Source organism: Rhodococcus sp. KRD175 (assembly GCF_017168275.1).
In the GTDB taxonomy this organism is placed as follows: Bacteria; Actinomycetota; Actinomycetes; order Mycobacteriales; family Mycobacteriaceae; genus Rhodococcoides; species Rhodococcoides fascians.
In genome coordinates, this window is record NZ_JABFAQ010000004.1 from 1 (window position 1) to 19,257 (window position 19,257).

Below are 19,257 nucleotides of genomic sequence, written 5' to 3' on the forward strand. Positions count from 1 at the left end.
CCCATGCCCCGGCCCCGGTGGATTCCTGCCAGCGGCAGAAGAGATAGACGATCGAGGCGAAGACGAGGAATCCCGTCGCGACGGTTTTCATCTTGCGGAGGTCGCGACGCTTGGTCTCGTCGTCGAAGTTCATGAGCTGCACACCCGACATTGTGCCCAGAATCGCAACCGATCAACCGGGCACGGCCCCCTCCTGTGTCGTACCCGACGCATAAGGTGGGTGACGTGGTGAAAAATAGTGCGGCGGCAGCCTCGGAGGACGCCCCCGAGGCGGACGCGGACAAGCCCAAGATCGAGAAGCCGGACGGCCGCAAGCGTCGATGGCGAGAGCACAAGATTGCCCGACGCGAGGAGCTCGTCGACGGTACGTTGGCCGCGATCCGGCTGCGTGGTCGCGAGATCGGGATGGACGAGATCGCGTCGGAGATCGGTATCTCGAAGACGGTGCTCTATCGGTATTTCACCGACAAGAACGATCTGACCAGCGCGACGATGTCCCGGTACGTCGAAACCACCCTCGCGCCGCGCATCTACTCCGCGATCTCCCACGAGCTCGACGAGTACGAGCTGACCCGGGTGGTGGTGACCGCCTACGTCGAGACGGTGGCCACCGATCCCGAGGTGTACCTCTACGTGATGGCCAACAACGCCGGCAACAACCGGGACGTGGTGGCCGAGTCCGAGCGCATGATCGCCGAACTCCTCTCCACCGTGTTGGGTGAGCGGCTGCGCCAACGCGAGATGGATTCGGGCGGCTCGGTGCCGTGGGCGTTCGCCATCGTCGGCGCAGTCCAGTTGGCCACGCACTGGTGGATCTCGAACAAGTCCATGTCCGCCGATGACCTGATCGACTACCTCTGCATGATGATGTGGGGCGGCATCCACGGCGTGGCCATGGCCGACGGCTCACCGGCCAAGTTCAAGTCGCAGCCGCATCCTCTGGTGGACGACGAGCCGGGTAAGTCCTAGCGCTCGTCGTATTCGTCGTCGAGCGGAACTTCGGTGCGTTGTTCGATGACGTCCGTGGCGTCGGCCTCGACGGGGAGATCGCCCGCATCCGGCTCCGGTTCGTCCGCGATCGGCAGATTCTGCTCGACGCGATCCTCGGTCGGAGATTCGATCGGTGATTCGCTCATGTGTCCATTCGTACCACTGCCGCGCACACGGTTCTCGTTTGAAACTCGATCGCGCCGGTAATCCGAACGAGCATGAGCAACGAAACATTGTCCGGACGCCGCATTGCCGTTCTTGCCACCGACGGTGTAGAGCAGGTCGAGTTGGTGCAGCCCCGTGAAGCCGTCGAAAATGCCGGTGGCACAGTCACATTGGTGTCGCTCGATCATGGCGACATCCAAGCCATGAACAGCGACGTGAACGCAGGCGACACGTTCAGTGTCGACAAGATCGCGGGCGAGGTATCGGTCGACGACTTCGACGCATTGATCCTGCCCGGCGGCACCACGAATCCCGATCAATTGCGCGTGGATGCGGACGCAGTGGAGTTCGTGCGTGCGTTCGTTCAGGCGCGCAAACCGGTCGGAGTCATCTGCCACGGCGCGTGGACGTTGGCCGAAACAGACGTACTGAAAGGCCGCACGCTGACGTCCTACCCGAGCATTCGGACCGACCTTCGTAACGCCGGTGCGACTGTCGTCGACGAGGAAGTGGTCGTGGACGGCAACCTGGTGTCGAGCCGCAACCCCGACGACCTGCCTGCCTTCTGCGCGAAGATCGTGGAGCACTTCCGCGCTTGATAGGTTAGCGTGCCCTATGCGCATCTCTCGATCTTTGGCCCTGCCTGCGGCAGCCGTGGCCCTCGCTCTGACCCTGACCGCGTGCGGATCCGGTAATTCCGACGGCGGCGACTCGGCCGATTCGGCTGCTGCGGGCACCGTCGTCACCGACATGTTCGGGGAGGTCGAGGTGCCGGCCGACCCCCAGCGAGTAGTTGCACTCGGCTGGTCCGACGCCGAAACCGCACTGGCTCTCGGCGTGCAGCCCGTCGGAGCCAGTGACTGGCTCGGCGTCGGAGGCAACGGCCTCGGCCCCTGGGTCACCGAAAAGTACGACACCGACCCGACGATCCTGGCCACCTACGACATCGACGTCGAATCGGTCGCCGCCCTGGCACCGGACCTGATCCTGTGGACCCGGAGCACCAACGACAAGGCCGTGTACGACCAGCTGTCCGACATCGCCCCCACTGTCGCGGCACCTCCGGGAACCGACGTCGCCTACGGCACCACATGGGACGGGCAGACCGAGATCGTCGCCGAGGCGCTCGGAAAAGTCGACGAAGGCAAAAAGCTGATCGACGACACCAAGACCCAATTCGCCGAGACCGTGGCTGCCAACCCGGAATTCGCCGGCAAGTCCGTCGCCGTCGGCACGCTGTACAGCGGCCAGAGCGGGGCCTACGTACGCGGCGACACCCGAGTCGACTTCCTCGAAGCACTCGGACTGTCGAACGCCCCGGCCATCCAGGGCCTCGCCCAACCCGGGAAGTTCAGCGTCGACCTCTCCGAGGAGAACATCGCGAACCTCGACGCCGACCTGACGGTCATGTTCCCCATCGGCAGCGGACCCGAGGTCATCACCGAGAACCCGCTCATCCAGGGACTCCCGTCGGCCCGCGACGGACGCCTCGTCGTGCTCGGTGACACCGACCTGTCCAACGCATTCTCGGCCGCCTCGGTCGCGGGAACCCGATATGCACTCGACAACGCAGTGCCACTGTTCGCAGCACCACTGAAGGCTTAGCTCACACTCTCCCGGGCGGGCTTGTCACACTCTTCCCGGGGGAAATCCACCCGCGGCGATCGGGCCCCAGGTGTCGATCGTGATGCGGATCAACGACTTTCCCTGCTTCACCATCGCCGCGCGGTACTCGTCCCAGTCCGAGTGCTCACCGGCGATGCTGCGGAAGTACTCCACCAGAGGCTCGACGGCGTCGGGGAGATCGATGATCTCGGCCGTCCCGTCGACCTGGACGTAGTCGCCGTTCCAGTCGTCGCTGTGTACCAACACGGTGACGGCCGGCGTGCGGCGGATGTTGTGCACCTTGGCGCGCTCGGGGTAGGTGGCGATGACGATGCGGCCTTCCGAGTCCACGCCTGCGGACACCGGGGAGACCTGCAGACCGTCGTCGCGCTTACGCGTGATCAGGGTGTGGTGGTGCCGCGGAGAGACGAATTCGAGCAGTTGCTCACGCGACACAGTCTCGGCTTTTGCGATGGTAGGGGCCATGAATCCCATGGTAGAGAAGTAGTCTTCCGCCTATGGCCGACAAGTCGAAACTGTGGACGCTCTCTCCCGTCGATGTGCTGCGCGCCAGTGCCTCTCCTCGTGTGGAGGACATCGATTTCACCGCCACTCCGGGGTTCGACGGCGCGAAAGCACACGGCAACGACGTCCTCGAGCAGCGCGGTGCGGTGCTCGCGGCGCTCCAGGAAAAGCTCTATGCCCACGGGCGCGCAGGCGGCACCAAGTCGGTTCTGCTCGTGCTGCAGGGTATGGACACTGCAGGCAAGGGCGGCATGGTCAAGCACGTCATCGGGATGGTCGATCCGCAAGGCGTCGACCTCGCGTCGTTCGGAGTGCCGACCCAGGAAGAGAAGCAACACCACTACCTGTGGCGCATCCGCAAAGCCCTTCCGCGCGCAGGCCGAATCGGGGTGTTCGATCGGTCCCATTACGAGGACGTTCTCGTCGTCGCGGTCCACGACCTCGTGCCACGGCAGGTGTGGGAGAAGCGATTCGACGAGATCAACGCCTTCGAGAAGGAGTTGGTCGACGAGGACACGGTCGTCGTCAAGGTGGCCTTGTTCGTCTCGGCCGACGAACAGAAGAAGCGACTGCAGGAACGGCTGGATCGACCCGAGAAGCACTGGAAGTACAACCCGGGCGACGTCACCGAGCGTGGCTTCCTGCCGCAGTACCGGACGGCGTATCAGCGGGTTCTCGATCGCACGGATACCGACCACGCACCGTGGTACGTCGTCCCGTCCGACCGCAAGTGGTACAGCAGACTGGCCGTCACGGAAATTCTCATCGACGCGCTCGAAAAGCTCGATCTCGATTGGCCCGCAGCCGATTTCGATGTCGAACACGAGAAGCAGCGACTCGCCGAGAGCTGAACCCCCTTCGAAGGCGTGAATGGTCCATCGACCTGCACAGCTCCCCGGAAGTTGGACTGAGTAATTCAGTTCCGACTACCGGGGAGTTTTGTATGCGTGCACGAAGTTCACTTACCGAGGATCAGCGGGTCGCGGCGGTAGCGTTGTTCGAGGATGGTGTCATCGACTGGTTCAACAACGACCGCATCTCGCTACGACTCGACGGCCTGAGCCCGGTGCAATACCGAGCCCAGGCCCTCGCAGCCTAGGATTTCCATTAACCGGTCCAACCCACGGGGTCCAGTGCAACCCCCGTCTGGGCAGGTCGATGGACCATTCACGCGTCCAAGGAGACAGTTACAGCGTGGCTGCGTCGATCACGAAGCGGTAGCGCACGTCGGACTTGACGACGCGGTCGTATGCCTCGTTGATCTTCTCGGCCGGGATGACCTCGATCTCGGCACCGATGTGGTGCTCGGCGCAGAAGTCCAGCATTTCCTGGGTCTCGGCGATGCCGCCGACCATGGAACCGGCGAACGAGCGACGGTTGGCCAGCAGGTTGAATGCAGGCACCTCGAGGGGCTTCTCGGGAACACCGAGCTCGACGAGTGTTCCGTTGCGGGCCAGCAGTCCCAGGTACTTGCCCATGGGCAGGTTGGCCGAGACGGTGTTGAGGATCAGGTCGAACTTGCCCTGCAGATCCTTGAGCGCGGTGGTGTCCTTGGTGGCGTAGTACTCGTCGGCACCGTAGGCCTTGCCGTCTGCTTCTTTCGCATCCGTCTGGCTCAGCACGGTGACGTGCGCGCCCATGGCGTGAGCGATCTTGACGCCGATGTGGCCGAGTCCGCCCATACCGATGATGGCGACCTTCTTGTCGGGGCCGGCTCCCCAGTGCTTGAGGGGCGAGTACAGCGTGATGCCTGCGCACAGCAGCGGCGCTGCGACGTCGAGTTCGACGCCTTCCGGGATTCCGAGTACGAACTTCTCGGTGACGACGATCTGGGTGGAGTAGCCGCCGTTGGTGAACTCACCCTCGTAGGTGGTGGAGTTGTACGTCTGGACGACGCCCTTGGTGCAGTACTGCTCGTCGCCGTCGAGACATGCCTCGCACTTGCCGCAGGAGTCGACGAAGCAGCCGACGCCCACGCGGTCGCCGACCTTGCGGGTGGTCACCTCGGAGCCGACCTCGGCCACGATGCCGGCGATCTCGTGTCCGGGAACGACGGGGTACGTGGTGCCGCCCCACTCGTTTCGGGCGGTGTGGATGTCGGAGTGGCAGATGCCCGCGAACTTGACGTCGATGAGGATGTCGTGCGGTCCGACTGCGCGTCGCTCGATCGTCGCCTTCACGAGCGGAGCGTCCGGAGCGGTGGCCTGGTAAGCGGTAGCTGAAGTCATGTCTACATTGCTACCTACGCATCTGTGTAAGCGCAACACAGCTACCGCTACGACCAGGCTATTCCTGCTCCGGACGAGTCGTTCGCAACAGTAACGTCAGCTGTTCTTGGCGATATTGACGCCGAGCCATCCAACATACGCTGCCAGACCGACCAGTCCGATCTTGCGGGTCTTGGGGTACGCGATCGCCACGCCGACGGCCAGTTCTGTGGCCCCGTTACGACTGATCCAGGTTCGAGTGTCCTTGGGGAACGGAAGCTTGGTGATTCCCTCGAAGGCCTCCGGCACCACGAAATGGGCCGCGCCTGTAGCGGCCAACCCGATTCCGAATGCCTTGGGCACCAGACCGTTCGACTTCTTGGACTTGCTCACTGACATGCTCCCTGGGATCGATGGATTTGCACCGGCAGACCGACAATAGCGCTCTGCAAGCCGCTGCGCGGCGACCCGCCCGAGACGCCCACTACTTTGCTACGCGGCCGTTCTCGTAGCGGTAGAACCCGGCCCCGGTCTTCTTGCCCGTCTGTCCCGCCTCGACCATGCGCAGCAACAACGGCGGTGCCGCGAACAGCGGCTCGTCGAATTCCGAATACATGGAGTCGGCAATGGACTTGACGGTGTCGAGACCTACGAGATCCGCGAGCGCGAGCGGTCCCATCGGGTGCGCCAAACCCAGAACCGTCGCTTTGTCGACGTCTTCCTTGGTGGCGAATCCCGACTCGACCATGCGGATCGCCGAGAGCAGATACGGAACGAGAAGTGCGTTGACGACGAAGCCCGAGCGATCTGCGGATCGCACCACCTGTTTGCCGAGAACATCTCCGGCGAAGGCTTCGGCACGGTCGGCCACCGCATCGGACGTTGTGCTCGTGGTGACCAGCTCGACGAGTGGCAACACCGGTACCGGATTGAAGAAATGAAGTCCGACGACGCGCTGCGGTGCCGTGGTGGCCGACGCGAGCGTCGTGATCGGAATGGACGAGGTGTTGGACGCGAGCACGGCATTCGCGTCGGACACCACCGCGTCGAGTTCTGCGAATATTGCCGACTTGATCTCTTCGTCCTCGAGGACTGCTTCGACGACCAGTTGGCGGTCTGCGAAGTCCCCGAGGTCGCAGGTGAACCGTAACCGGGAGGCGGCGTGTTCTCGTTCGCGCTCGGTGATCTTGCCGCTGCTCACTCCGCGGTCCAGTGATTGCAGGATGCGGCTGCGGCCCGCCGTCGCCAGTTCGCGAGTCTGTTCGTAGACCGACACGTCGACGTGCGCGCGGGCGCAGACCTCTGCGATTCCCGCACCCATCTGTCCGGCTCCGACGATCCCCACCCTCTCGACCGTCACTGAGACACTCCTTCAAAAAACATTGCGCTACAACATCTTTGGTGAGATGGGGGTAACTCTTGCCGGGTACGCCCAAGACCCTCGCGATACAGAACAGGCGGCCCGCAACGAAAGTTGCGGACCGCCCGACTGGTGCGCTGAAGGCCAGGAGAGGCGGTACCTCTAGTGGAACTGGCCTTCTTCGGTGGAGCCCTTCAGTGCTGCCGTCGAGGTGTTGGGGTCGACGGTGGTGGCGATGCGGTCGAAGTAGCCGGCGCCAACCTCACGCTGGTGCTTGATGGCGGTGAAGCCACGCTCTTCGGCAGCCTTGAACTCACGCTCCTGCAGGTCGACGAACGCGGTCATGCCTTCGCGGGCGTAGCCGTGTGCCAGGTCGAACATGCCGTAGTTGAGCGAGTGGAAGCCCGCGAGGGTGATGAACTGGAACTTGAAGCCCATGGCGCCGAGTTCCTTCTGGAATTTCGCGATGGTGGCGTCGTCCAGGTGTGCCTTCCAGTTGAACGAAGGCGAGCAGTTGTAGGCGAGCAGCTGGTCCGGGAATTCGCTGCGAACCGACTCGGAGAACTTCTTGGCGACCTCGAGGTCCGGGACGCCGGTCTCCATCCAGATGAGGTCTGCGTACGGTGCGTAGGCCTTGGCGCGAGCGATGCAGGGCTCGATGCCGTTCTTGACGCCGAAGAAGCCTTCTGCGGTGCGGGTTCCGTCGAGGAACTCGCGGTCACGCTCGTCGACGTCGGAGGTGATCAGCGTGGCTGCCTCGGCGTCGGTGCGGGCGATGATGACCGAGGGGACGTCGGCGACGTCCGAGGCCAGACGGGCGGAGGTCAGGGTGCGGATGTGCTGCTGGGTGGGGATGAGCACCTTGCCACCGAGGTGGCCGCACTTCTTCTCCGATGCGAGCTGGTCTTCCCAGTGCACGCCGGCAGCACCGGCCACGATCATGGCCTTCTGCAGCTCGTATGCGTTCAGTGCGCCACCGAAGCCTGCTTCGGCGTCGGCCACGATGGGCGCAACCCAGTTCTTGACGGACGTGTCGCCCTCGATCTTGGCGATCTCGTCGGCGCGCAGGAGTGCGTTGTTGATGCGACGGACGACCGACGGAACCGAGTTGGCCGGGTAGAGGCTCTGGTCCGGGTAGGTGTGGCCCGAGAGGTTGGCGTCGCCGGCGACCTGCCAGCCGGAGAGGTAGATCGCCTGGAGGCCGGCGCGAATCTGCTGCACGGCCTGGTTGCCGGTGAGGGCACCGAGCGAGTTGATGTAGTCCTCGTTGTTGACGAGATCCCACAGGATCTCGCTGCCGCGGCGAGCGAGTGTGGCTTCTTCGACCACAGTGCCCTGGAGGTCGGAGACCTGCTGCGCGGTGAAGTTACGGGTGACGCCCTTCCAGCGCGGGTTGGTGTCCCAATCCTGCTGAATCTCGGCGGTGGTCTTCGGGGTGCCGGTGGTCGACATCGGAGCTCCAGTCTCTTCTCTGCTTCTCGGCCTGCCGCGAGACGAATCTTCACATCGTTGCCAGGCCCTTCTGGTGTACTCCAAAACAATGGCACACCCGAAAAGAGGCGTCTACCAGTTGTTAGTGCCAATCTTGGCTAGCTTTCCAGAGCCCTTTGCTAAGTCTGCAAATTTTCGGGGCTCACATACCTCGCCGATCGGGCAGCGTGATTACTCGTCGGTAGCGACGAATCCCCAGTTGGTGAACGGAATGAACAAAATTCTTTACGGGACGCTTGTACGGTTTGAATCGGGCGTCTGAATCGAGTCAGAAAACGACTCTGTAGTGATGGACATCACACTCGCTTCGTCTCACGATGTGGACGCTGCACAAGGTGCTCCTCTCGCGATCTCTCGTTGGAGAATCCCCCGTGCGAGTGCGTCGAGTGGAGCAGGAATTGCACCATCCACAAGCATTCGGCCATGCACAGGCCATTCCATTTCCCCAGGTCGACCGATCAACACCTCACAACGACGCACCGATGCTGCAGCCATGACACACCACAGTTCCGCGGGCTCCACTCCCACCACTTGGGGGGATCTCGTCGCCGCAGGGATTCACCCCAGCACCATCTCGCGTCGCTTCACGCGCGTCCTGCCGACGGTCCATATGCGCGGGGAGCCGTCGACGACGGACCGTTGTCGGGCGATCACGCTGTGGCGACCCGACGCCGTCCTCAGTCATCGATCGGCCGCGTACCTGCGCGGCTGGACCACCGAACCGACAATGCTCGACGCCACCGTCCCCCGAACTGCGTGGCTGAGACCTCCGTCGTGGCTTCGGCTGCACCGTCGCGACATGGACTCCACGCTCATCGACGAGGTCGCGGCGCTGCCCTGCACCATCTCTGCGCAGACGATGCTCGATTGCCTGGCGCTACTCCCCCGCCCCGATTCCGAGTTGCTGATCGACGAGCGCCTGAAGTTCGGAATGGACCCGGCTTCGCTGCTCTGCCTACTCGACCGATTCCCGGGTCGGCACGGGAACGTCGAGCTGGCTCGTCAGGTGCGGCTCGCGGTATCGAGATTTGCGTCGGAGCCCGAGCGCGCCCTGGGCCGCGCAGTGCATCGACTCGGCCTGCGCCTGGAGATGAACGCTGCAGTCGGACCGTTCGTGTGTGATTTCGTCGACCGCCGCAGCCGAACGATCGTCGAAGTCGACGGTCGCGAATTTCACAGTGCAGCAGCCGTATTCAGCAAGGATCGCCGACGACAGAACGCGCTGATCCTCGATGGCTGGTTGGTGCTGCGCTACTCGGCGTTCGATGTGCTCACCGCGCCTGACGACGTGGCTGCCGAAATCGCGTCGGTTGTCAGGCGGCGCCGGGCATCGCGGCGATGACTGCACACAATGCTCCACTTCCCGGGGCGAGCACGAGTCTCATCGCGCACGCCCCAGGGAGTGGAGCACCAGTCGCATCCGGCCGGTCGCAGTGACCGACCCGGCGCTGAATGCACGAAATGCTCCACTTCCCGAGGCGAGCACGAGATTCATCGCGCACGCCCCAGGGAGTGGAGCATCAGTTGCAGAGAAGGGATCAGATGCGAACGCCGGTGCGCTCGTTGCTGGAGGCCACTACTCGCGAGGTGACCGGTGCCCGGCGCGACGCGATGACCCCCAGCGCACCCATGGCGGCGATCACGAGTCCGCCGACGATGGCGAACAGGTCCGCAGCCAGCAATCCGGAGGGGAAGACCATCAGCGCGGGTGAGACGGCGAGCAACACACCGAGGCCGACGTGGGTCCAGTGGCTCTGCCTGGACGCGGACCCGATGGCCCAGAGCGCCGACGATGCCGCGAGGATGCCGAGCACCAGGATGGCTCCGGTGACTTCTTGGTCGCCCTGGACGGAACGCCAGACGGTGGAGGCGACGAGAACGGCTCCGGTGATGAAGACGACGACGTCCCTGACGATTTCCGATGTGCGCTGACGATTGGACATGACCGCTCCTCGAGGTGCGTGGTGAATAGCTCGTATATCGGTATACGCCTTTACTTCGGCTAATGTTCCCGACGGTCACCGAATCGTGACCCAGCAGCTAGTTGCGAACGGTGTTAAGGCAAATCTTCGCAGGCGTAGCCTGGCAACCGTGTCCAAGACTTTCGTCGGCGTTCGCCTTCGGCAGCTCCGCAGCGAACGCAGCATGAGCCAGGTATCTCTGGCGCAGAAGCTCGGCATCTCGGCCAGCTATCTCAACCAGATCGAGCACGACGTGCGTCCGTTGACGGTTCCGGTACTGCTGCGCATCTCGGAGGTCTTCGGCGTCGACACATCGTTCTTCTCCTCCGAGGACGACACCAGGTTGGTTGCCGAGTTGCGCGAAGTCGCACTCGATCAGGACATGGGCATCGATGCCGATCCGCACGAGATCGCGCAGATGGTCAGCTCGCACCCACAGCTGGCCCGGGCAATGGTCAATATGCATCGCCGCTACCGCAATACGACGGCTCAGCTGTTGGCAGCGACCGAGGAACGATTCTCCGATGGCAGTGGCAGCGGCTCCATCAGCAAGCCGCACGAAGAGGTGCGCGACTACTTCTATCAACGACAGAACTATCTGCACGAATTGGATACCGCCGCAGAGGCATTGACGTCGAGAATTCGGTTCCATCGCGCCGATGTGGGCGGTGAGATCGCGAAGCGGTTGCGCACGGTGCACGACGTGCAGATCGTCAATCGCATCGACCTCGGTGAGAATGTGCTGCATCGGTTCGACCCGCAGACGCGGGTGTTGGAGATTTCTCCTCACCTCTCCGGCGGGCAGAAGGTGTTCAAGTTCGCTGCCGAGCTCGCGTATCTCGAATGCGGTGATCTGTTGAACAAGATGGCCGACGAGGGAAACTTCACGAGCGAGGCGTCGAAGAAATTGGCGGTGCTCGGGTTCGCCAACTATTTCGCGGCCGCGACGGTGTTGCCGTATCACCAGTTCCACGATGTCGCCGAGGATTTCCGATACGACATCGAGCGGCTGTCGGCCTTCTTCTCGGTGAGTTACGAGACCATCTGCCACCGACTCTCCACGCTGCAGCGCCCCGAGATGCGCGGTGTTCCGTTCTCGTTCGTCCGAGTCGATCGCGCCGGCAACATGTCGAAACGACAGTCCGCCACCGGCTTTCATTTCTCGTCCAGCGGTGGCACGTGCCCGCTGTGGAACGTGTACGAGACGTTCGCGTATCCCGGCAAGATCATGACGCAGATCGCCGAGATGCCCGACGGCCGCAACTACCTGTGGATCGCGCGGACGGTGGAACGCCGCGCCGCTCGATACGGGCAGCCCGGCAAGACTTTTGCCATCGGCCTCGGTTGCGAACTGCGCCATGCCGGACGGCTCGTCTATGCCGATGGATTGGATGTGCAGGGCTCGGCGGTCGCAACTCCGATCGGAGCGGGTTGCCGGGTCTGCGAACGCTCGAATTGCCCGCAGCGTGCGTTTCCGCCGCTCGGCAAGGATCTCGACATAGACGAGCACCGAAGCTCGGTGTCCCCGTACCTCGTTCGATGAGTAGAAAGAGAATTCCCATGACCCGAATCGGCGTTGTACTCCGGCCCGAGATCGCCCCGGAGGCGCTGGTCGACGCGGCTCGCGCAGCCGATGCCGCGGGCGTCGACGAGGTCTGGCTGTGGGAAGACTGCTTCTTCTCCGGCGGGCTGTCCACTGCTGCACTGATTCTCGCGAGCACCGATCGCGTGAACGTCGGCATCGGGGTGTTGCCCACTCCGATGCGGAACGTGGCGTCGACGGCCATGGAGATCGCGACCGTCGCTCGGGTCCATCCGGGCCGGCTCCGCGTGGGACTCGGCCACGGCGTCCAGTCGTGGATGGGCCAGATCGGCGCACGAGTGCAGTCTCCGCTGACGTTGCTCGACGAGCAGATGACAGCCCTCACCGCTCTCCTCGCGGGCGAGAGCGTCACCACGCAGGGTCGGTACGTCTCGCTCGACAATGTGCAGCTCGATTGGCCTCCGCTGCAGGCACCTCCACTGCTCGTCGGGGCCACGGGCCCGAAAACCCTTGCTCTGAGCGGCCGCAGGAGTGTCGGCACAATTCTCACGAGCGAGACGGACCCGGATCAGCTGCGGGCTGCCGTCGGGCATATCGCCGCGGGGTCGGGTCACGACATCGTCGTCTATGTCGCCGTCGGATCCGATTCCGATGCCGCCATGAGCAATCTGCAGCGCTGGATCGATGCGGGCGCGACCACTGTCGTACTCGAACCGTCTGCAGAACAACCGGATCCGACCCCACTGTTCGCGCACGCCGCGTCCTTGACGAAGGAGCTCGGAGCCCGGTAACCAGCAGTCTCACCGAAAGGCTGACACTAGCGCTCCCGCAGATACCGTCCCGCGTCGGCGAACGCGCGTGCTCGACGCGTCAGCGTGGGTGGCGCAGCGGGTTCGCCTCGCCACAGGCGGTAGAGCGTGCTCATGCTGAGGATGAGTCGCTCGGGCGAATCCCAGTGCGCGTAATGGCCGAATTCGGGTGATTTGAGCAGGTTCAGGGCGGCCTCGGTGGAGCCGAGGCCCGCGTCGAAGCACGCTCGTCCGGCCTCGCCGACCCAGGTCCAGTAGCTGCGCACGGCGCGTATTTCGTCGGTGCCGCACAGGGGTCCGTGGCCGGGGACGTACACGTCGGCGTCGAGTTCGAGGAGGTGGTCGAGGGCGTCGATCCAGTTCTGCAGAGGACCGTGCCAGAGCACCGGGGTGGCGTCGATGAAGAGCAGGTCGCCCGCGAACACGACCCCCACGTCCGGGAGGTGCGCGATGAGATCGCCTTCGGTGTGCGCCGGACCGAGGTAGCGCAAATGTACCGATCGTCCTGCGACATCGATGGTTTCGGTGGTTTCGAAGGTGTGATCAGGCAGGCGGGGCAGCGCCGACGGAAACAGCGCATCGCCGCGAACACGGTCCATGTAGGAGCCCATCGCACCGATCGGTCCCGGCACCCAGCCGACTGCCTTGCCGAAGGACGCGAATGCGGATACACCCTTCGGCGGGGTCTCCTCCTTCATCGCGTGCAGCGACGCCGCACTGGTGGTGATGCGTGCGGAGGCGGGCACGCTGTCGTTACCCCACCAGTGATCACCGTCCGAATGCGTGTTGAGGACCTCGGTGATCGGTGCGGCGGCAACCAACTCGGCCGTGTCGGCGGCAACCCTCTCGGCCCAGTTCACGTCCCAGACGGTGTCGATCAGCATCGACGCCGAGCCGGGTGCCACGACGAGCCCGGTGTTGGTCTGACCCCAACTGCCCGGTGGACGCATGAAGGCCCAGGTGTCGTCGGCGATCTGCTGGTATCCCACCTCGGTGTTTCGCACTGCCACAGGCTATCCGCTGAGCATCTCTTGCAGTCGACCATTCCACTGGCGCTCCGGAAAACATCGACCCAATACTTCCAGCATGATGGGAACAGCGGTGGAGGCGCCGGGCGATGCGCCGAGAACGGCGGCGATGGAGCCGTCCTGCGACGCGATCACCTCCGTGCCGAAACGCAATTGCCCGTTCACGACGATCTGGGCGCGCTGTCCGGCGGGGACCACGGACCAGTCCGACGGATCGGCATTCGGTACGAATTGGCGCAACGCAGCGATCTTCTTGGCTCGGGTGGCCGTCAATTCCGACAGCAGCAGACCTATCAACGGCGTGTTGTTGCCTGCCATCGACAGCAGTGAACCGATGTTGTGCCGGTCGATCGACGTCGGGAAGTCGAGCCACGATCCGTGTTTCAGAAACCGAGGATTCGCGCCGGCGTACGGTCCGAAGAGTATGGACCGCCGCCCGTCGACGATGCGGGTGTCGAGATGGGGCACCGACATCGGAGGCGCTCCGATGGGCGGAGTTCCGTAGACCTTCGCGTCGTGTCTGTCGACCACCTCGGGCCGATCACAACGCAAGAACTGCCCGCTGATCGGTAGTAGTCCATAACCGCGGGCCTCGGGAATCCCTGCTGTGCGCAACAGCTTCAGAGCCCAGCCACCGGCACCGACGAACACGAAGCGCGCGCGCTCGATCGATCGGCCACCGCGCACTCGCAGGGACCAGGATCCGTCCCGTTCCTGACTCATCCCGGTCACCTCCCGCCCGGTCTCCACGCGCGCACCACGTCCACTCATGTCCCCCAGCAACTGCCGCGTCAGTGCACCGAAGTCGACGTCGGTTCCGGTCGCATCTCGGGTGGCGGCCCAGTCGCCTGTTCGTCCCGCCGACACCAGCGGTGCCCACTCGTCCAGTACCGCAGCATCTTCGGTGTACTCCATGGCTCGAAACAGCGGATGCGCGGTCAACGCTCGATGCCTGGCCTGCAGCGATCGGACGTTCTCCGCCCCCTGCACCAGGGTCATGTGCGGCACCGAACGTACGAAGCTGGTGTCGGCCAGCGTCGACCAGAAGCGTCGCGTCACGGCGAACTGCTCGGCGATCGCGACGGCCCGGTCGATATCGACGGAGCCGTCGACTCTCTCCGTCGTGTAGTTGGTTTCGCACAGGCCGGCGTGGCCGGTCCCGGCATTGTTCCACCCGTCGGAGGCTTCCATCGCTACCTCGGGCAATCGTTCGAGGACCCGAATCGACCAGGTCGGCTCCACACGTTGCAGCAGCGTGCCGAGCGTCGCGCTCATCACCCCACCGCCGACGAGGATGACGTCATCCATCGCGCACCCCTTTCTCGTACTAAGTACAAGTCACGCTAACACCGACTCGTACGCATGTATAGTTCTGCCGGTGCCTCGCTTGACCAGGACTGCCGTCGTCGACGCCGCGCTCGAAGTCGCGTACCGACGCGGACTCGACTCGCTCACCATCCGCAAGATCGCCACCGAACTCGGTGTCTCTCCCATGGCGATCTACTGGCATGTGAAGAACAAGGACGAACTGCTCGACGCCATGGGCGACCGCGTCTGCCAGGATCTCGAGATCACCGTCGACCCCACGGCGACGTGGTGGGAGCAACTGCGCACCGTGCTCGAGGACTTCATGCGCGCCTTGCGCGCACATCCCGGAGCAGCGACCATCGTCGTTCCACGAATGCTGTTCTCCCCCAACAGCAGAGCGGCGATGGAGCTCAGCCTGAAACTTCTCGGCGAGGCCGGTTTCTCCCTGTACGACGCCACCCAGCTGGCCCGTCACGGCGTTCGAGTCGCCATTTCGTCGATCACGGAGCCGCTGTTCACGGGTGTCGAAGTCGAGCCGGAGCGTCGGGCACACGTCGAACACGAGGTGGCGGAAACGATGAACTCCCTCAATCCCGACGAGTTTCCCAATATCCTCGCCGCAGCCTCGTATCTGAGCGACGTCAGCGCGCGGACGGCGTTCGAGAAGCTCGGGCTGGACACCTACATCGCCGGTGTCAGGGCGCTGGCCGAGGAGACTGACGTTTCGTCCTGATTACTCGCATCGTCGTGTACATCTTGTCGGGTGGCAAAGTCTCGTCCGCGGGTGCAGGCTTTGCAGAACCGAAATAGTCGACGCTAGGGGTTGTGATGACGGTGCCTGTCCTGCAGAACTACATCGACGGGGCATTCGTGACGCCCTCGGGTACCGAGATGCTCGATGTCGTCAGTCCGGTGGACGAGTCGGTGGTCGCTCGAGCCCCGATTTCCGATGCTGCCGATGTCGATGCCGCAATGTCGGCTGCCGCCAAAGCTTTCGAGACCTGGGGCAAGACGACTCCGAGTGAGCGGCAGAAGGTACTGCTGAAGCTCGCCGATGCCATCGAGGCCCACAGCGACGAGATCGTCGAGGCGCAGAGTCGTAACACCGGTCAGCCGAAGGCCACCATCGCCGCCGAGGAAGTCACCGTCGGAGCAGATCAGATTCGGTTCTTCGCCGGGGCTGCACGGATGCTCGAAGGCAAGTCGGCCGGCGAGTACATGGACGGGTTCACCTCGTACGTACGCCGCGAGCCGATCGGCGTCGTGGGGCAGGTGACGCCGTGGAACTACCCGTTCATGATGGCGATCTGGAAGATCGGGCCTGCCCTCGCGGCCGGCAACACCGTCGTTCTCAAGCCGAGCGACACCACCCCCGAGAGCACCCTGGTGCTGGCGAAATTGTCGAAGGGCATCGTCCCCGACGGTGTGCTGAACATCGTGCTCGGCAACGGCGGCACCGGCGCAGCCATCGTCGAACACAAGAGGCCCGGCCTGGTCTCGATCACCGGTTCCGTGCGGGCAGGCATCGCCGTCGCCGTCGCCGCCGCCAAGCAGCTCAAGCGCGCGCACCTCGAACTGGGCGGCAAGGCACCGGCCATCGTGTTCGACGACGTCGACATCACCAAGGCCGCCGACGGCATCGCCGAGGCCGCGTTCTTCAACGCCGGCCAGGACTGCACGGCGGTCACTCGCGTGTTGGTTCACGAGTCGGTACACGACTCGCTCGTCGACGCACTCGTCGCCAAGGCGAAGACACTGAAGGTCGGATTGCCCGACGACCCCGACACCTTCCTCGGCCCGTTGAACAACGTCAACCACTTCGGCCAGGTCAGCTCCAAGGTCGACGGTATCGGCGCGCACGCCACCATCGTCACCGGCGGAAAGCGTATCGGCGACAAGGGATTCTTCTACGAGCCCACGATCATCACGGGCGTGCAGCAAGCCGATCCCATCGTGCAGGAGGAGACGTTCGGCCCGGTGCTGACGGTGCAGAAGTTCTCCGACGAGGCAGAGGCGATCGAGCTGGCCAACGACGTCGACTTCGGTCTCGCTTCGAGCGTCTGGACGTCCGATCACGCCCGCACGCTTCGCATTTCGGCGGCTCTGGACTTCGGTGCCGTCTGGGTCAACTGCCACATCCCGTTGGTGGCCGAGATGCCGCACGGCGGCTTCAAGTACTCCGGTTACGGCAAGGACCTCTCGGCCTACGGCGTGGACGATTACACCCGCATCAAGCACGTGATGAGCTCGACGGAGACTCTTCGATGACATTCCATCCCCTGGACCCACTCTCAAGCGACGAGTTCTCTACCGTCGCCGAGGTTCTGGGCCGGGAACACGGTGTCGGCGACGGGTGGCGATTCGCCTCGATCGAGATGATCGAACCGTCCAAGTCCGAGGTCGCCGCATTCGATGCGGACGGTACAGTCCCCGCCCGTCGCGCAGTCTCGGTGGTGTTGAACCGCGCCGAGAACAGCACGTTCAAAGCCGTGGTGTCACTGGACAACAGGAGCACCGAATCCTGGACCCACATCCCGGACGTGCAGCCCAACTTCACCGTCGACGAGTGGGAAGAGGCCGACGCGGCGCTGCGTGCACACCCCGATGTGATTGCCGCGCTTGCCGATCGAGGCATCACCGATCTTGATCTGGTGTTCATGGACACCTGGACGTACGGCGAGGCGGTGACGCCCGAGAAATACAAGGGTCGACGCCTGGGCTGGTCCGACACGTGGGTCAAAGCCGCAGAGGGTGCCAATCCGTACGCGGGGCCGGTGGGCGGCTTCCACTGCGTCATCGACGCCAACACGATGGAACTGCTCGAAATCGAGGACACCTACCGTGTCGAGCGGCCGGAGATCATGGGCGAGTACGTGCCCCGCCATATTCCGGAGCGCATCCGGAACGCCAGCAGCCGTCCGCCGCTGAAGCCGCTCGAGATCACCCAGCCGGACGGCCCGTCGTTCGAGCTGGACGGAAACAAGCTGACGTGGCAGAACTGGTCGCTGCGCGTGGGGTTCAACTACCGCGAGGGCATGACGCTGCACGCCGTCACCTACGGCGACAACGGGAACGTGCGATCCGTCGCGAACCGAATGTCGTTCGCGGAGATGATCGTTCCGTATCGTGACCACACCGAGGATCACTATCGGCGCACCGCATTCGACATCGGCGAGTGGGGCCTGGGCTTCATGACCACCTCGCTCGAGCTCGGCTGCGACTGCCTCGGTGAGATCCGGTACCTCGATGCCGTGCTGCACAACAGCAAAGGCGAGCCGTACACGATCACCAACGCGATCTGCATCCACGAGGAAGACAACGCGGTGCTGTGGAAGCACGTCGATCACGACGCCGGGGCAGAGGTGCGTCGGATGCGCCGTCTCACCGTCAGCTTCCACGCCACCGTCGCCAACTACGAGTATCTCGTCTACTGGCGCTTCTACCAGGACGGCAACATCGAGTGCGAGGTGCGCGCCACCGGCATCATGGTCGTCACCCACTTCGACGAGGGCGGCACCCATCCGTCGGGCACGCTGATCGACAATCGCACGTATGCGCCGTACCACCAGCACTTCCTGGTCGCCCGGCTCGATCTGGACATCGACGGCACCGAGAACACCGTCTATTCCAGCCAGACCCAGATGGTTCCGATGGGTCCCGACAATCCGTACGGCCTGGCCCTGACGCAAGTGAACACCCCGCTCACCACCGAGTCCGAGGGCAAGCAGGATTACGACTGGAACACGCAGAAGGCGTGGAAGGTGGTCAACGACAACGTCACCAACGGTCTCGGCACCCGGCCCGCGTACAAGTTGGTGCCCGGCTCGGCGATTCCGGCGATGTTCGATCCGGCGTCGCCGATCTTCCAGCGTTCCCAGGTGATCGGTCACACCGTATGGGTCACGCCCAATTCACCCGACGAGCGTTGGCCCAGTGGCGAGTTCGTCAATCAGAGTGGCGTCGACCATGGCCTCCCCGAGTGGACCGAGAAGAACCGTTCGATCGAGAACACCGATGTGGTGGTCTGGTACACCTTCGGCATCCATCACATCACCAGGCCCGAGGACTGGCCGGTGATGCCGTCCGACACCGTCTCGTTCTGGCTCAAGCCTTTCGGCTTCTTCGACCGCAACCCCTCGCTCGACGTCGCACCATCGGAGCCGAAGCACTGCCACACCGATCCCGGCAGCACCTGTCACTGACTGGCGCGACCCGACGGCAGCGAGGACCGACAACGAAGCGAAGCGGCGCGTAGCTCACCTGAG

The 19,257-nt window shown here is 63.8% G+C and carries 20 protein-coding genes and 1 pseudogene; 11 read left to right on the forward strand and 10 right to left on the reverse strand.

Translation table 11 applies throughout. From position 1 onward, the window contains the following. A pseudogene (locus J1M81_RS26170) lies at window positions 1–151 on the reverse strand (DUF445 domain-containing protein); the annotation flags it as partial. A gap of 140 nt (window positions 152–291) precedes the next feature. Between J1M81_RS26170 and J1M81_RS04430 the strand changes: the two are divergent. Beyond that, a complete protein-coding gene (locus J1M81_RS04430) occupies window positions 292–969 on the forward strand; it encodes a TetR/AcrR family transcriptional regulator (protein ID WP_228139367.1) in 678 nt (225 codons plus the stop codon). Here J1M81_RS04430 and J1M81_RS04435 read toward each other — a convergent pair. Then, window positions 966–1,136 (reverse strand): hypothetical protein, encoded by a 171-nt coding sequence (locus J1M81_RS04435; protein WP_206497670.1) that lies wholly within the window; start codon window positions 1,134–1,136, stop codon window positions 966–968. The two genes, J1M81_RS04430 and J1M81_RS04435, sit on opposite strands and share 4 nt — an antisense overlap. Before the next feature lie 72 nt (window positions 1,137–1,208). On the opposite strand from J1M81_RS04435, the gene J1M81_RS04440 reads away from it, so the two are divergent. Then, the gene (locus tag J1M81_RS04440; RefSeq protein WP_206497671.1) at window positions 1,209–1,754 is read left to right on the forward strand and encodes a type 1 glutamine amidotransferase domain-containing protein; all 546 of its coding nucleotides are present in this window, start codon (window positions 1,209–1,211) and stop codon (window positions 1,752–1,754) included. 16 nt (window positions 1,755–1,770) lie between these two features. Further along, on the forward strand, window positions 1,771–2,760 hold the full coding sequence (locus J1M81_RS04445; protein WP_206497672.1) for an iron-siderophore ABC transporter substrate-binding protein: 990 nt from the start codon (window positions 1,771–1,773) through the stop codon (window positions 2,758–2,760). A gap of 24 nt (window positions 2,761–2,784) precedes the next feature. Here J1M81_RS04445 and J1M81_RS04450 read toward each other — a convergent pair whose 3' ends face one another. Continuing rightward, window positions 2,785–3,246 carry a PPOX class F420-dependent oxidoreductase gene (locus J1M81_RS04450; RefSeq protein ID WP_027498399.1) on the reverse strand — a complete coding sequence of 154 codons (462 nt, stop codon included), beginning with the start codon at window positions 3,244–3,246 and terminating at the stop codon, window positions 2,785–2,787. A 32-nt stretch (window positions 3,247–3,278) separates the two neighbouring features. Between J1M81_RS04450 and J1M81_RS04455 the strand changes: the two genes are divergently transcribed. Together J1M81_RS04455 and J1M81_RS04460 are read left to right on the forward strand one after the other, a co-directional pair. Then, window positions 3,279–4,136, forward strand: coding sequence for a PPK2 family polyphosphate kinase (locus J1M81_RS04455; RefSeq protein WP_032381231.1), 858 nt, complete (start codon window positions 3,279–3,281; stop codon window positions 4,134–4,136). Between the two features lie 92 nt (window positions 4,137–4,228). Continuing rightward, window positions 4,229–4,384 (forward strand): IS3 family transposase, encoded by a 156-nt coding sequence (locus J1M81_RS04460; protein ID WP_206497673.1) that lies wholly within the window; start codon window positions 4,229–4,231, stop codon window positions 4,382–4,384. An 88-nt stretch (window positions 4,385–4,472) separates the two neighbouring features. Here J1M81_RS04460 and J1M81_RS04465 read toward each other — a convergent pair whose 3' ends face one another. The 4 genes from J1M81_RS04465 to aceA form a co-directional block, all read right to left on the reverse strand. Continuing rightward, a complete protein-coding gene (locus tag J1M81_RS04465; protein ID WP_032399563.1) occupies window positions 4,473–5,513 on the reverse strand; it encodes an NAD(P)-dependent alcohol dehydrogenase in 1,041 nt (346 codons plus the stop codon). A 96-nt stretch (window positions 5,514–5,609) separates the two neighbouring features. Next, a complete protein-coding gene (locus tag J1M81_RS04470; RefSeq protein WP_027498402.1) occupies window positions 5,610–5,885 on the reverse strand; it encodes a hypothetical protein in 276 nt (91 codons plus the stop codon). Window positions 5,886–5,976: 91 nt separating this feature from the next. Beyond that, window positions 5,977–6,852 carry a 3-hydroxybutyryl-CoA dehydrogenase gene (locus J1M81_RS04475; RefSeq protein ID WP_032365176.1) on the reverse strand — a complete coding sequence of 292 codons (876 nt, stop codon included), beginning with the start codon at window positions 6,850–6,852 and terminating at the stop codon, window positions 5,977–5,979. 162 nt (window positions 6,853–7,014) lie between these two features. Beyond that, window positions 7,015–8,304, reverse strand: a complete 1,290-nt coding sequence (aceA, locus tag J1M81_RS04480; RefSeq protein ID WP_027498404.1) for an isocitrate lyase — start codon at window positions 8,302–8,304, stop codon at window positions 7,015–7,017. Window positions 8,305–8,836: 532 nt separating this feature from the next. Between aceA and J1M81_RS04485 the strand changes: the two genes are divergently transcribed. Beyond that, a complete protein-coding gene (locus tag J1M81_RS04485) occupies window positions 8,837–9,685 on the forward strand; it encodes a DUF559 domain-containing protein (protein ID WP_032399564.1) in 849 nt (282 codons plus the stop codon). A 196-nt stretch (window positions 9,686–9,881) separates the two neighbouring features. On the opposite strand, the gene J1M81_RS04490 is transcribed toward J1M81_RS04485, so the two are convergent. After that, window positions 9,882–10,286, reverse strand: a complete 405-nt coding sequence (locus J1M81_RS04490) for a hypothetical protein (RefSeq protein ID WP_032399565.1) — start codon at window positions 10,284–10,286, stop codon at window positions 9,882–9,884. A 148-nt stretch (window positions 10,287–10,434) separates the two neighbouring features. On the opposite strand from J1M81_RS04490, the gene ramB reads away from it, so the two are divergent. Continuing rightward, window positions 10,435–11,847, forward strand: coding sequence for an acetate metabolism transcriptional regulator RamB (gene ramB, locus J1M81_RS04495; RefSeq protein WP_027498407.1), 1,413 nt, complete (start codon window positions 10,435–10,437; stop codon window positions 11,845–11,847). A gap of 17 nt (window positions 11,848–11,864) precedes the next feature. Further along, the gene (locus tag J1M81_RS04500) at window positions 11,865–12,638 is read left to right on the forward strand and encodes an LLM class flavin-dependent oxidoreductase (protein ID WP_032373729.1); all 774 of its coding nucleotides are present in this window, start codon (window positions 11,865–11,867) and stop codon (window positions 12,636–12,638) included. A gap of 26 nt (window positions 12,639–12,664) precedes the next feature. Here the strand turns inward: J1M81_RS04500 and J1M81_RS04505 are convergent, their stop codons facing one another. Next, entirely contained in the window at window positions 12,665–13,660 is a 996-nt protein-coding gene (locus tag J1M81_RS04505; RefSeq protein WP_230593385.1) for an MBL fold metallo-hydrolase, read from the reverse strand. Window positions 13,661–13,669: 9 nt separating this feature from the next. Further along, on the reverse strand, window positions 13,670–14,992 hold the full coding sequence (mqo, locus tag J1M81_RS04510; RefSeq protein WP_052053131.1) for a malate dehydrogenase (quinone): 1,323 nt from the start codon (window positions 14,990–14,992) through the stop codon (window positions 13,670–13,672). A 70-nt stretch (window positions 14,993–15,062) separates the two neighbouring features. On the opposite strand from mqo, the gene J1M81_RS04515 reads away from it, so the two are divergent. From J1M81_RS04515 to J1M81_RS04525, 3 genes are all read left to right on the forward strand, one after another. Beyond that, complete coding sequence (locus J1M81_RS04515) at window positions 15,063–15,725, forward strand: TetR family transcriptional regulator (RefSeq protein WP_206497674.1); 663 nt, start codon at window positions 15,063–15,065, stop codon at window positions 15,723–15,725. A gap of 95 nt (window positions 15,726–15,820) precedes the next feature. Then, entirely contained in the window at window positions 15,821–17,260 is a 1,440-nt protein-coding gene (locus J1M81_RS04520; protein WP_032373727.1) for a gamma-aminobutyraldehyde dehydrogenase, read from the forward strand. Further along, the gene (locus tag J1M81_RS04525) at window positions 17,257–19,194 is read left to right on the forward strand and encodes a primary-amine oxidase (protein ID WP_032373726.1); all 1,938 of its coding nucleotides are present in this window, start codon (window positions 17,257–17,259) and stop codon (window positions 19,192–19,194) included. The genes J1M81_RS04520 and J1M81_RS04525 overlap by 4 nt, the downstream gene beginning before the upstream one ends. Window positions 19,195–19,257: the final 63 nt, after the last annotated feature.